The organism is Actinoallomurus sp. NPDC050550 (genome assembly GCF_040655075.1).
In the GTDB taxonomy this organism is placed as follows: domain Bacteria; phylum Actinomycetota; class Actinomycetes; order Streptosporangiales; family Streptosporangiaceae; genus Actinoallomurus.
On sequence record NZ_JBFAJC010000012.1, the window covers coordinates 165212 to 178098 of the forward strand.

13 protein-coding genes are annotated in these 12887 nt (G+C 70.7%); 4 read left to right on the forward strand and 9 right to left on the reverse strand.

The window, feature by feature from the left end:
• Nucleotides 1-57: 57 nt before the first annotated feature.
• Nucleotides 58-1032, forward strand: coding sequence for a YafY family protein (locus AB0I04_RS19135; RefSeq protein ID WP_360886059.1), 975 nt, complete (start codon nucleotides 58-60; stop codon nucleotides 1030-1032).
• A gap of 138 nt (nucleotides 1033-1170) precedes the next feature.
• Here AB0I04_RS19135 and AB0I04_RS19140 read toward each other — a convergent pair whose 3' ends face one another.
• Nucleotides 1171-1887 carry a hypothetical protein gene (locus AB0I04_RS19140; RefSeq protein ID WP_360886061.1) on the reverse strand — a complete coding sequence of 239 codons (717 nt, stop codon included), beginning with the start codon at nucleotides 1885-1887 and terminating at the stop codon, nucleotides 1171-1173.
• A gap of 144 nt (nucleotides 1888-2031) precedes the next feature.
• Here AB0I04_RS19140 and AB0I04_RS19145 point away from each other — a divergent pair, with 144 nt between their 5' ends.
• Nucleotides 2032-3831, forward strand: coding sequence for a hypothetical protein (locus AB0I04_RS19145; protein ID WP_360886062.1), 1800 nt, complete (start codon nucleotides 2032-2034; stop codon nucleotides 3829-3831).
• On the opposite strand, the gene AB0I04_RS19150 is transcribed toward AB0I04_RS19145, so the two are convergent.
• Entirely contained in the window at nucleotides 3803-4426 is a 624-nt protein-coding gene (locus tag AB0I04_RS19150) for an AAA family ATPase (RefSeq protein ID WP_360886064.1), read from the reverse strand. The two genes, AB0I04_RS19145 and AB0I04_RS19150, sit on opposite strands and share 29 nt — an antisense overlap.
• Before the next feature lie 107 nt (nucleotides 4427-4533).
• Here AB0I04_RS19150 and AB0I04_RS19155 point away from each other — a divergent pair, with 107 nt between their 5' ends.
• Complete coding sequence (locus tag AB0I04_RS19155) at nucleotides 4534-5088, forward strand: hypothetical protein (protein WP_360886066.1); 555 nt, start codon at nucleotides 4534-4536, stop codon at nucleotides 5086-5088.
• A 26-nt stretch (nucleotides 5089-5114) separates the two neighbouring features.
• On the opposite strand, the gene AB0I04_RS19160 is transcribed toward AB0I04_RS19155, so the two are convergent.
• Genes AB0I04_RS19160 through AB0I04_RS19190 form a run of 7 tightly spaced genes read right to left on the reverse strand, consistent with a single transcriptional unit; the run spans nucleotide 5115 to nucleotide 11657 of the window.
• On the reverse strand, nucleotides 5115-5789 hold the full coding sequence (locus AB0I04_RS19160) for a 4-carboxy-4-hydroxy-2-oxoadipate aldolase/oxaloacetate decarboxylase (protein WP_360886068.1): 675 nt from the start codon (nucleotides 5787-5789) through the stop codon (nucleotides 5115-5117).
• Nucleotides 5790-5807: 18 nt separating this feature from the next.
• A complete protein-coding gene (locus tag AB0I04_RS19165) occupies nucleotides 5808-7007 on the reverse strand; it encodes an aspartate transaminase (protein WP_360886069.1) in 1200 nt (399 codons plus the stop codon).
• A 1-nt stretch (nucleotide 7008) separates the two neighbouring features.
• Nucleotides 7009-7752: an SDR family oxidoreductase gene (locus AB0I04_RS19170; RefSeq protein ID WP_360886071.1), complete on the reverse strand. Its 744-nt coding sequence runs from the start codon at nucleotides 7750-7752 to the stop codon at nucleotides 7009-7011.
• Nucleotides 7753-7799: 47 nt separating this feature from the next.
• Complete coding sequence (locus AB0I04_RS19175; protein ID WP_360886073.1) at nucleotides 7800-9113, reverse strand: MFS transporter; 1314 nt, start codon at nucleotides 9111-9113, stop codon at nucleotides 7800-7802.
• Nucleotides 9114-9126: 13 nt separating this feature from the next.
• A complete protein-coding gene (locus AB0I04_RS19180; RefSeq protein ID WP_360886075.1) occupies nucleotides 9127-10113 on the reverse strand; it encodes a hypothetical protein in 987 nt (328 codons plus the stop codon).
• Nucleotides 10106-10825 (reverse strand): allophanate hydrolase subunit 1, encoded by a 720-nt coding sequence (locus tag AB0I04_RS19185; protein WP_360886077.1) that lies wholly within the window; start codon nucleotides 10823-10825, stop codon nucleotides 10106-10108. Before AB0I04_RS19185 ends, AB0I04_RS19180 begins: the two co-directional genes overlap by 8 nt.
• Before the next feature lies 1 nt (nucleotide 10826).
• Entirely contained in the window at nucleotides 10827-11657 is an 831-nt protein-coding gene (locus tag AB0I04_RS19190) for a 5-oxoprolinase subunit PxpA (protein ID WP_360886079.1), read from the reverse strand.
• 271 nt (nucleotides 11658-11928) lie between these two features.
• Between AB0I04_RS19190 and nac the strand changes: the two genes are divergently transcribed.
• The gene (nac, locus tag AB0I04_RS19195) at nucleotides 11929-12846 is read left to right on the forward strand and encodes a nitrogen assimilation transcriptional regulator NAC (protein ID WP_360886081.1); all 918 of its coding nucleotides are present in this window, start codon (nucleotides 11929-11931) and stop codon (nucleotides 12844-12846) included.
• Nucleotides 12847-12887 lie beyond the last annotated feature (41 nt).

The window sequence follows — 12887 nt, forward strand, 5'->3', positions numbered from 1 at the left end:
CCGTTCCAGGCACACCGTACGGTCGGGCGAGGCGGTCCGGACCGGCAGACTGGGCGCATGCGTGCGAGCCGCCTGGTCTCCCTCCTCCTGCTGCTGCAGTCGCGGGGCCGTATGACCGCCCAGGAGCTGGCCGACGAGCTGGAGGTGTCCCTGCGCACCATCTACCGCGACGTCGAGTCCCTGTCGGCGGCGGGCGTGCCGGTGTACGCCGACCGCGGCCCGGCGGGCGGATACCGCCTGCTGGACGGCTACCGCACCCGTCTCACGGGGCTGACCACGGAGGAGGCCGAGTCGCTGTTCCTCACGGGCCTGCCCGGGCCCGCCGCCGAGCTCGGCCTCGGCACGGTCCTCGCGGCGGCCGAGCTGAAGCTGATGGCGGCGCTGCCCCCGCAACTGGCCGAGCGTGCGGCACGGATCCGCGAGCGCTTCCACCTCGACGCGCCCGGCTGGTTCCACGGCGCAGAGCCCACGCCGTACCTCAACACGGTCGCCGACGCCGTGTGGAAACAGCGCCGGCTGCACATGCGCTATCGCCGCTGGAAGACGCCCACGGACATCACCCGCACCGTCGACCCGCTCGGCCTGGTGCTGAAGGCGGGCAGCTGGTACCTCATCGGCAGGTCGGACGGCGACGAGCGCACCTACCGCGTCGACCGGATCCTCGGGCTGCAGATGCTCGAGGAAGAGTTCGAGCGGCCCGAGGACTTCGACCTCACCGAGTTCTGGCGGTCCTACCTCGAGCGGTTCCGCAGCGGGATGTTCAACGGCGAGGCGGTGGTCCGGTTCTCCCCGGACGGGATGCGGTCCATTCGCCACCTGCTCACTCCGGAGGTGATCCGCGCCGCCCAGCGCAACGCCGGGCCGCCGGACGAGGACGGCTGGGTGCGCACCGTCATCCCCATCGAGTCCGTACGCCACGCCCACACCGATCTGCTGAAGTTCGGCGCCGACGCCGAGGTCCTGGAGCCCCCGGAGCTGCGCGACCGCATCGTCGGATCGGCACGCGCCATCCTCGCCCGCTACGGCACCTGACGTGCCTGTGCCGACGGCCACCGGCGCGCGGCGCCCACCAGACGTGACACGTCCCGCCGGGGAGGTGCATGCCCTCGATGATCGCAGGGCCGGCCTCGCCCGACGGGACGATCGTTGATCAGACCTCTTCGCCGTGGATCAGATCCCTTCGCCCGGCCGGCGGAAGGTGCGGGTGTCGTCCTCGGTGGGACCGCCGGCGACCCTGCGGTCCGACGGCTCGGCCGGCGGCACGGTGTGCTCGACCGGCCGGGGCGCCGCCTGCTCGGGCGGGGCGACGGGAACCGTGCCCGTACGGCGGGGGAACGGCTGCGTCGCGTGGATCGGGTCGGGCCGGTCCTCGGGCACCGGCCGCGGCTCCTCCACGGTCGGAGCCTCCTCGACGTACACCTCGCGCTCGGCGAGACGGGCGTCCTTGACCCCGACGACCGCGAGGCGGCCCAGCGCCACCGCGGCGAAGAACACGGCCACCACGCCAAGGCCGGACAGCAGCGCGATCTGCTCGGCGGCCTGCCGCGTCGTCCCGCCGACGGGCGGGCCGAGCCGGTCGGCGGCGGACCACAGCACGCTGAGCGGGCCACCGACGACATACCAGGCGCCGCCGAGCGCGGCGATCCACGCCCCGAACGCCGCCGTGGCCCGGTTGGCGCTGACCAGCAGGATCAGACCGCCGATCAGGAGCGCGCAGGCCGGCAGGATCTCCAGCCAGACACGCCCGGACGTGAACGACCACGCCTTGTCCGGCGTGAACGCGAAGTGGAAGTACGGACCGGCCAGCGCGGCCAGGCCGCCCCACAGGCCGAGCAGCACGAGGATCACACCGCTGAGCGCACCCCTACTGCGAGGTACTCGAAGCATCCCGGTCATGGAAAATCAACTCCTGAACTCTCGGGCGCCTACGGGTTACCCGGCAAGAAACCTTTCAAGCGCGTCCGTCGCCTGCGCTTTGCGGGGATGTGGACCGGTATAACGTGCGGAGTCGTCGTCACGATGGGGGGACCGGTGTCAGAGGAAGTCGGGGCCGTTCGACACGACCACGACCTGGAACTGCTGCGGCGGTACGAACCGATTTTGGCCTACACCAGAGGCGAGCGGTTCTTCCCCGTCGACGCCGAGGACTACATCGGCTGCTGCAGCCTGTGGCAGGGCGACCAACGCCTCGTGGAGCCGGGCGAGCTCACGGCGGACCGCCTGGTCGCCGAGGCCGCCGAACGCCCGGACACCGCGCTGTCGCTGCTGCTCGTGCAGCGGCCCTTCGGCCGGCGTGAGGTCCGCGCCCACCGCGCCCGCGCCAAGCTGCCCATCGCCCGCTCCGGCCGCCTGGCCGCCGTCGGGCTGATCGGGCGGGTCTTCGACGTGGTGATGCGCGCCTCGCTGTTCCTTCGCGGCTCGGTGCCCGGCGGGGTCGCGGCGGCAGCCGCGGACCTGGACGAACGCCACCTGAGCCGCGACCAGGCGACCTACTACGGCCGGGTCGTCCGTGAGGGCGGCTACATCGTGCTGCAGTACTGGTTCCTGTACGCGATGAACGACTGGCGGACGACGTTCGCCGGCGTCAACGACCACGAGGGCGACTGGGAGTCGGTCACCGTCTACCTCGCCGAGACGGAGGACGGCGTGCGGCCCGCATGGGTCGCGGTCTCCGCGCACGACGAACGCGGCGACGATCTGCGCCGCCGCTGGGACGACCCCGACCTGCGGAAGGAGGGGGACCACCCGGTGGTCTTCGTCGGGGCCGGCTCGCACTCCGGCGCGTTCCTCCCCGGCCAGTACCTCGTCACCGTGAACCCGGCGCGCCTGAAGCGCTACGTCCGCTGGGTGCAGCGGCTGATGGCGCTCGCGTTCCCCTGGTCACGGGAGAAGCCGCAGCACGGCGTCGGCATCCCCTTCATCGACTACGCGCTCGGCGACGGGGAGCGGATCGGCCCCGGCCGGGCCCGTACGTGGCGGACGGTGCCCATCTCCGACGAGACGCCGTGGGTCCGAGGGTTCCGCGGGCTGTGGGGGCGGGACACCCGGGACTGGGTCGGCGGCGAACGGGCCCCGGCCGGGCCGCGGTACGAGCGCGACGGGCGCGTCCGGGCCCTGTGGGCCGACCCGTTGGGCTGGCCGGGGCTGCAGAAGATCACGCCGAGCCCCGAGGAGGAGCGGCGGGACCTGCGGGCGCGCGTCGCCGCCCTGGACGAGGAGATCAAGGCGGCCGACGCCGAGATCGAGCAGAGCCGCGCGGAACTGCGCCGGCTCCGTACGACGGCGCTGTCCCTGGCCGGGCACCGCAACACCCGGAACCTCGCCCGCCGGCGCGCGGCCGAGGTGGCCAAGGCCGAGGCCGCCCTGGCCCTGCTCGTCCGCGACCGCACCGAGCTGGTGGAGGAGCGCAGCGCCCACGAGGCCACGCTGGCCCGCCCTCCGGCGCCGGAGGCCGCGCAGGCGCACCTGCGCGAACCCCACCTGCCGTACACGCCGTTCCGGGGACCCCGCACGAGATTCCTGCACGCGTGGGCGGCGCTCAGCACCCCGCTGTTCCTGCTGGCGCTCGTCGGCGTCTTCGTCCTTCCGCACGAGCCCCACGCGATCCTCATCTCCGCCGTCGTGCTGGTCTTCGTCACGATGGAGGCGTGGGTGCGGCGCAGGCTGCTCTCCTTCGCCACGGTCCTTCTGGTGCTGGCCGGTGGGCTGGCCGTCGCCGTGGGCCTGGGACTGGCGGTGATCTACGGCGGCCGGTACATCCTGCTGGCTCCCTTGGCCGTCGTCGCGGGGGTGCTGCTCGTCGTCAACCTCCGCGAGCTGTTCCACCGCTGAAGCCTTCGCGAGCCGTTCCACCGCTGAAGAACGCCTCGTCGACCTGCTCCGCCGGCGGCCGGGCCGCCGACCGGTTGTCGACGACGGTGTGCGGCACGACCGGCGGCTCGTCGACCCGAACGCCCGCGAGGAATTGTTCGAACAGCTCCAGCTTTCCGGCGTCCCGCTCCAGGCCCCGGCTCAGCAGCCGCGCGCGGAGCGTGTCGGCGTCGGACCGCACCCACACGAGGTGAACGGGCGGCCCGCCCAGTTCCTCGACCCAGGCCCGCCAGCGCCCGGCGTCGTGGACCTGGCCGGTGAAAGGGGCGCTCAGCAGCACCGGGCAGCCGTGCGAGCGGATCTCCCGGGCCGTCGCGGTCATCCCGGCGTACTCGTGTCCCTTGATGTGCTCGTCGTACCAGTGCCCCTCGCGCTCGCCGTCCGGCCGCCCGGAAGCCCGCAGCGTCGCCGCGACGAACGGCCCGTACATCGTGTCCTTGTCCAGCAGGGCGGGCACCGGCCGCAGCCGGTCGAGCAGCAGCCGCGCCACCGTCGACTTCCCGCTCGCGGGAGGGCCGGCCACGATCCACACCTCCGCCGGATTCACATCGCGCATGGCCCCGATCCTGCCCGGTTTCGGGGATTGACCCGGCGTCGGGACCCTCGTGTACTCTCCGCATTGAATTCAACGCACAGCGTGAGCAAGGCAATTCAGGAGGGTCAATGAAGCGAGCGATCCAGGTTGTGGCCGTGGCCCTCACTCTCGTCCTCGGGCCGGCCGGTGCGGTGTCCGCCGTGGGCGCCGCCGAGAGGAAGGACTGCGGCCATTCCGTTCCCGAGCAGCTGACCCAGCGGTGGCAGCAGCACCGCGCCGCGTTCGGCTGCCCGACCGGTGAGGCGTCCGTCTACGGCAACGGGATGTACCAGTGGTTCGACAACGGAGCGATCGCCTGGTCGCCGAGCCAGGGCAACAACATGGTGGTCTCCGCCTACCGGACCTTGGGCAGCATCGTCCACTTCGACTGGGGCAACAGTGATCCGTTCCGTTACGTGGACTGGCTCGTCAACATCCGCCGAGACGGCCAGGACATCAACGGCGACCAGGAGTGCGGCGGTGACGTGGGAACCCCGCAGATGTGCCCCGAGCAGAGCGGATCGGTCTTCTGGACCGGCCTTCGCCCCGGCCAGTACCGCATCGTCGTCGAAGGCTGCGACATGACCGCCGGATCGCACAAATGCCGCCAGGGCTGGACCCTCCCCGTCTACATCTCCCTGTAGGGACGGCGCCACCGCGCGCCTCGGTGCTACTCGTCGATGACCAGGCCCTTCGCCTCGAGAACGGCGGCGAGGCCGCTGACCTCGATGACGCTCTTCCCTGCACGGTAGGCGGCGATGTACCCGGCCTCGGCGTCGACGCGTTCCTGGGACCGGCGAACGGCCTCGCCGAGGTCTTCGCGCCGCACCACCACGACGCCGTCGGCGTCACCGCGCACCACGTCGCCCGGGCGTACTATCTCGCCGCCGATCATCACGGGCTCCGCCATCGGGCCGACGGTCTCCTTGACCGTGCCCTTGATGGAGACGCTGAGGGAGAACACCGGGAATCCGAGTTCGCGCAGTTCCCGGGTGTCGCGGACGCCGGTGTCGGTGATCAGCCCGCCGAGGCCCTTGGCCACGCAGGCGTTGGCCAGCACGTCGCCGAAGGAACCGGCTTCGGCGTACTCGCCGGCGGACACCACGATGACGTCGCCGGGCCGGGCGTAGGCGATGGCGACCTGGAGCATGATGTTGTCCCGGGGTGCGCAGCGCACGGTGAACGCGGGCCCGCACAGGGACATGGTGTCGTCGACCGGCTTGATCTTGGAGCTCAGCGCGCCGAGCCGGCCCTGTGCCTCATGGATGGTGGCGGACGAGTACGCGCTCAGCCGCTCGACCAGTGCCGGGTCGGGGCGGTCGAATGTCGTGTTGACGTGCAGCATCGGTTCGTCTCCGAAAGATCAGGAAAGGTCGGCGCAGGCGCGGGCGATGCGCTCGCAGCTCTCGGTCAGGGCGGCGTTCGACGTCGCGAAGGAGATGCGGAAGTAGCCGGGTGCCCCGTAGGCCGCTCCGTAGATCACCGCCACCCGCTGCGACTCCAGCAGGTAGCGGGCGAAGTCCTCGTCGGTGCGGATCTCCTCGCCCGCCGGGGTGCGCCGGCCGAGCAGCCCGGAGCACCCCACGAGTACGTAGAAGCCGCCGCTCGGCGTGGTGCACGTCAGGCCGGGGACGTCGGTCAGCATCTTCACCGTCTCGTCCCGCCGGGCCCGGTAGACGGCGACGGTGTCGCGGATGAAGCCCTGGTCGCCGGTGAGCGCGGCGGTGGCGGCCGCCTGGCTGATCGACGAGGGGCACGAGGAGATCTGCGACTGCAGCTTGTTGACCGCCCCGACCAGGTCCGCCGGGCCCGCGCCGTAGCCGATCCGCCAGCCGGTCATGGCGTACGTCTTGGAAACCCCGTTCGTGAGGAAGACCCGGTCGGCCAGCCGCGGTTCGACCGCGACGATGGTTCGGGGGAGTTCCGGCCCGTACCAGATCTCGTCGTAGATCTCGTCCGTCAGTACCCGGACGTGGGGGTGGGCGAGCAGGACGTCGGCGAGGGCGCGGAGATCTTCCGTGGTGTAGGCGGCGCCCGTGGGGTTGTTCGGGGCGTTGAGGATGACCCAGCGTGTCGAGTCGGTGATCGCGGACTCCAGCCGCCGGGCCGTCAGCTTGAATCCGTCGGCCTCCGGGCACGGGACGACGACGGGTGTGCCGTCGTTGGCCAGCACCATGTCCGGGTAGGAGACCCAGTACGGTGCGGGGACGATGACCTCGTCGCCCGCGTTCAGCGTGGCCGTCAGCGCCAGGAAGATGATCTGCTTCGCGCCGCCGCCCACGGTGATCTGCCCGGTGGGGTAGCGCAGTCCGTGCCGCCGGGTGAGCTTGTCGGCGATGGCCGCCCTGAGCTGCGGGGTCCCGTTGACGGGCGTGTATTTGGTCTCGCCGCGCCCGATCGCCTCGATCGCGGCGGCCTTGACGTGGTCGGGGGTGTCGAAGTCGGGCTCGCCCACCGTGAGGTCGAGGATCTTCTGACCCTGCGCCTTGAGTTCGCGTACGCGTTGGGCGGCGGCCGTGCTCGGCGACGGTTTGATGCGGTCGACCCGCTGTGCCAGTGCCATGTCAGTCGGTCCGCCTCTCGAAGTTGAGGCCACCCGGCACCTGGAAGGTCGGCATGATCTCCAGGTGCCCGATGTTGACGTGGCGTGGCGCGGCGATGGCGAAGTCGATCGCGTCGGCGATGTCCTCCGGCTTGAGCGATTCGTACCCGTCGTAGTACTGGCGCTGGGCCGCTTCCATGTCGCCGAGCAGCCGGCCGAAGATCTCCGTCTCCACCCGGCCGGGGCAGATCTCCGTGACGCGGATCCGGTGCCCGTACCCGTCGACGCGAAGCTGCCGGGAGAGGGTGTGCACGGCGGCCTTCGTGGCGTGGTAGATGGTGTTGCCGCCGAAGTTGTAGACGGCGGCGATCGAGCTGATGTTGATGATGTGCCCGAGGTCGCGTTCGACCATCCCCGGCATGATCAGGCGTACGAGATGCAACACCGCCTGGATGTTGACCGCGATCTGCTCGTCGACGGCGAACTCGTCGGCGGTGAGGATGTTCCCCGAACGGGAGACTCCCGCGTTGTTGACGAGCACGTCGACCTCGATGCCCCGCACGAGTTCGGCCAGTGCGGCGGTGTCGGTGATGTCGACGGCGTGCGGCGTGCATCCCGTACGCCGGGCCAGATCGCCGAGCCGCTCGGCGTCGCGGGCCACGGCGTGGACCTCGAGCCCCTGCTTGGCCAGGCGCTCGACGACCACCGCTCCGATCCCGGTGGAGGCACCGGTCACCAGGGCGGTCCTGTAGTCGGAGAAGGGCATGTGAATTGCTCCCGAAAAAGAAGGTGGACGGGTGAGGCGGCCGGTCGTTACGCGTCGCGCAGCGGCTGGTGGGCCCTGTCCTTCACCCGGGATACGGCGATGAGCGTGCCGAGCGCGGTGAGGACCGCGTAGAAGGCGGGCACGTTGACGCTGCCGGTCTTGTCGATCAGGTACGTCATCAGCAGTGGCGCGGTGCCGCCGAAGAGGGCCGAGGAGATGTTGTATCCGAGCCCGTAGGCGGAGTAGCGCAGCCGGGTGGGGAAGAGCTCGACGAGCAGGATGTGGATGACGCCCGTGTGGCCCGCGAAGATGACCGCCATGACGCACGCGCCGAGGATGGCGAGCGGGACGCTGCCGGTGCCGATGAGCAGGTAGCAGGGGATGCCGGCGATCGCCATGGCGATCGCAGCGCCCGCGATGACCTTCTTGCGCCCGACCCGGTCGGACAGCCGGCCCATGTACGGGATGGCGATGGAGATGGCCACCAGGCTGGTCGCGGTGACGAGCAGGCCCTGCACCTTGCTGAAGTGGAGCGAGCCGCTCATGAAGGTCGGCATGAAGGTGAACAGCACGTAGTAGCCGGAGCCGTTCATCAGTGGGATGAACAGGGCGAGCAGCATCGCGCGGCGGTGCTCGGCGGAGGCGAACGCCTCTTTCAGCGGGTTCCTCGACACGCCGCCGCCTTCCCGCAGCCGCAGGAAGTTCGGTGTGTCGCTGATGCGCTTGCGGATGTAGATGCCGGTGATGCCCAGGGGGACGGCCAGCAGGAACGGGATCCGCCAGCCGTACGACTCCATGCGGTCGGCGCCGAGGCCGCTGGTCAGGGCGGCGGCGAGCAGCGTTCCGGTGAGCAGGGAGAGGAAGGAGGCGATCTGGGCGTAGCTGGTGTACAGGCCGCGTTTGCCCTCGGGGGCGTGCTCGGCGAGGAAGCTCATCGCGCCCGATGCCTCGCCGCCCACGGAGAAGCCCTGCAGCACGCGCAGGAGTATCAGCAGGGCAGGTGCGGCGATGCCGATGCTCGCGTACGTGGGCAGGATGCCGATCGCCGCGGTCGCGGCGCTGATCAGCAGGATGACGAAGACGAGCATGCGCTGCCGCCCGATGCGGTCACCGAGGTGACCGCAGATGACGGCGCCGAGGGGGCGGAAGAAGAACGACACCGCGTAGCCCAGGAAGACGAGTTCGACGGCGTTCTTCGAATCGGAGGCGAAGAAGACGGTGCCCAGCGTCCCCGCCATGAAGCCGAAGATGCCGTTGTCGTAGAGCTCGGCGAAGATCCCGACGCAGCCGGCGAGGGTGATCTTCCGGGCCGTTCTCGAGTCGACCGTGTTGGGTACCGATTGTGCTGCCACGGTGGCCATGGGGGCTGCCTCCTTAATGACTGACGGTAACGGGGATACGAAGTGAGTCGAACACCCTGCGTACGCGTATCCGCAGGTCGTCGATGTCGGCGCGCTGTGACCGGTACGCGGCCACGGCCTCGGCGACCGTCCGGCGCCGGAAGCGGACGGACTGGCCGGGGCGGGCCTGCCCCAGCGCGGACAGGCCGGTCGAGGTGACGACCGCGAGGACGGGATAGCCGGCGGTGACGCCACGGCCTCGGTGCAGGACGAGCAGTTCGTCGCCCGCGGGCACCTCGACCGCTCCGACGGGCACTCCCCGGGAGAGCACCTCGCCGGTCGCCGTCCGGCGCGGCACGTCGCCGCGCATCCGCAGGCCGATGTGGTCGCTCTGCGGAGTGATGGTGAACTCCGACCGGAACAGCCGGTCCGCCGAATCACCGAACTCCGCCACGTCGGGACCGTCGGTGGCGTCGATCGTCCACGCTTCGCCGAAGCGGGGTACGGACGCGTGCATTCGGAACAGCGGGATGCCGAAGACCGGATGGCCGATCGGCGGGAAGGGGGTACGTAGGGCGAGCTCGTCGCCGTCGCGCAGCGTGCGCCCGAACCCGAGGATCGTGTCGGGAGCACAGCTGCCCAGCAGGAACGGCGACTCCACCGAGCCGTGCACGGCGAGATAGACGCGGACACCGAGCCTGATGCCGGTGATGCGGATCATCTCGCCCGCCCGGACGATGACGGGCTCCCACCGCGGGCGCGGAACGCCGCCGACGGTGAGGTCGGTGTGGGCGCCGGTCACGGCGATGAGCACGTCGGCCGAGGGCGTGCAGCCGAAGTCGAACGCCGTGATCTCCAGTAGCGGCGCGCCTTCGTCGTTGCCGGCCAGAACGTTGGCGACGCGGGCGGAGTACTGGTCGAGCGCGCCGTTGACCGGCAGACCGTAGCGGGAGTGTCCCAGTCGCCCGAGGTCCTGGACGGCCGAGAGGCCGGCGCGGTGGATCGTGAGGGTGTCAGCCACGGTCCACCGCCTCGGCCGCCGGCATCGCGCCGTCGTGCTCGTGCCACTCCTCGGCGGTGATCGGCACGAACCGGAAGGTGTCACCGGGCCGGTACGGGGCCGGCGGCTCGGCGTCGAGGTCGAGGACGCGCAGCGGGGTACGTCCCAGCAGCGGCCACCCGCCCGGAGAACGCATCGGGCAGATGACGGCCTGCCTGCCCGCCACCGCGACCGACCCGGGCGGGACGCTGGTACGCGGAGAGGCCAGCCTCGGGACCGGTCTCGGGAACGTGGGACCGTCCATCATCGGGGCCCCCACCGGCGCGCCGAGACAGCGCACCGTCAGGTCCTGGGCGGTGTGCAACTCGACGACCTCCCGCTCGGTCAGCCCTAGTTGCCGGGCCACCACGGGCAGGTCGGGGCCGTACTCACCGCCGTAGACCACCGGGACCGTGAACCGCCTGGGCGACGGCGAGGAGACCGGCCTCCCGGCGAGCCGCCCGGCCGCGCCGCGCACGGCGCGCTGCACCGTGCCGTGGTCCGTGGCGGAGCAGTCGAACTCGACGAGCAGCGAGTCGTAGGCGGGGACGATGCCGTACACCCCGTCGGGCCGGGACGCCTCGATCGCGTCGGCCAGGGCGTGCACGACCTGCCAGGCGTGGTCATCGGCGCCGGTGGCCTTGACCACGACGGCCGAGTCGCCACAGTCCGCGATGAGGATGCCGTCGTCCATCTCAGACGCCGTTCTCCGCAGCGCCGGACCTGGCGTCGAGCGCGTCCGTAGGGCCGGGCTTGGCGTTGAGGACGTCGGCCAGCGGGGCGATCGTCACGCCCGCCGCGAGCAGTTCCTTGCGGATGAGGTGTGCGAGCGAGATGGCGCCGGGGGTGTCGCCGTGCAGCAGGACGGTGTCGCACGCGACCGGGATCTCGCGGCCGCCGACGCTGCGGATCACCCCTTCGGTCACCATCCGGACCGTCCGCTCGCTGATCTCCCGCTCGTCGTGGATGACGGCGCCGGGTTCGCTCCTGGGCACGAGGGTGCCGTCGTCACGGTAGGCCCGGTCGGCGATCCCGACGATGCCGACCCGCAGGCCACGGGCTCGGGCGGCGTCGGCGAGCTCTCCGTCCTGCGCCAGGACGATCAGCGACCGGTCGAGGGAGGCGACCGCGTCGGCCACGGCGGACGCGTAGTCCTCCCTCGTCGCGACCAGGTTGCCGAGACGACCGTGCGGCGCCACGTGCCGTACGCGGGTGCCGTGCGCGGCGGCGAACGCCTGCAGGGCTCCCACCTGGTAGAGGACATCGGTGCGGACCTCGTCCGGCGACAGGTCCATCGCGCGGCGGCCGAATCCGACGAGGTCGGGGAAGCTGGGGTGCGCCCCGACCGCGACACCGCGCTCGACGCAGTGGCGGACGGTGGCGTCCATGATCCGCGGATCGCCCGCGTGGAAACCGCAGGCGATGTTGGCCGAGGTGAGGACGTCCAGCAGCGCCTCGTCGTCGCCCATGGTGTAGGCGCCGAACCCCTCGCCGAGGTCGGCCACGAGATCGATCACGTCTGTCATGTCGTCCTCCGCTCGAAAGGCGAAAAGGAGAGAAGCGGCTTCTCGGAAAGCGGCCGGTAATATGATTTACGTGGCCGTCATGATTCTTTCGGGGGTTTGCCGTGAGGCCGGAATTTGCGTTTCGATGACGGTAATGCCGTGGCATCGGCGCATCAAATACGTGTTGCGTGTGACGTGATAAGGCCTCGCTATGACAGCGCGCCGGTCCGGGACGACACGGTCCGTGTCCGACCTCGTACGATGAGCCCTCTGGCCAGGCAGGAGGTCGCCGATGGACACCAGGCGTCTGTACTCATTCGTCAAGATCGTCGACGCCGGGAGCATCACGCGCGCGGCCGACATCCTGCACATCGCGCAGCCGGCGCTGAGCCATCAGGTCTCCATGCTCGAGACCGAGTTCAAGCAGCAGCTGCTGATCCGGAGCAAGCGCGGGGTGGCGCCGACCGAGGCCGGGCGCGCCCTCTACCGGCATGCCCAGCTGATCCTGCGCCAGCTCGAACACGCACAGGCGGCGGTCGACGTGTGCGGGCGGGCCCCCGCCGGGAGCGTCTCGGTCGGCCTGGCTCCGTACAGCACGGGCGCGGCCCTGGCACTGCCGCTGCTGCGGGCCGTGCGGGAGCGCTACCCCGACATCCTGCTGCACATCAACGAGAACTTCGGCGGCGTGATCAGCGAGGCGATCATGACCGGCCGCATGGACATGGCGTTCATCTACGACGCCGGCCCCATCCGCGGCGTCCAGTTCGAGCCGATGCGCACCGAGGACCTGTGCCTGGTCGCCGCGCCGGGCACCCGGCCGGCGTCCGAAGGAGACGACGTCTGCATCACGGAGCTTGCCGACGTGGGCCTGCTGCTGCCGAGCCGCATCCACACCATCCGCCAGGTCGTGGACGCCGCCTTCCGCCGTGCCTCACTCGAGCCGAAGGTCGTCGGCGAGATCGAGTCGGTCCTGACCCTGGTGAGCGCCATCAGCGCGGGGATCGGTGCCACCGTGCTGCCCTGGTCGGCGGCCCAGGCCATCCTCGACGTGCGGAATCTGGTGGTGCGGCGGATCGTCGACCCCGCGATCGAGGTCAAGCTCTCGCTGTGCACGTCCGACCATCAGCCCCTGTCGGAGCCCGCCCTCGCCGTACACGATCTCTTTCACGAGCTGATCCTCGAATTCGGCAGGAATAACGGCGCCCGATGACGTCACACGAATCAGATATTGGTCGGGTCGGCTGAGCACTG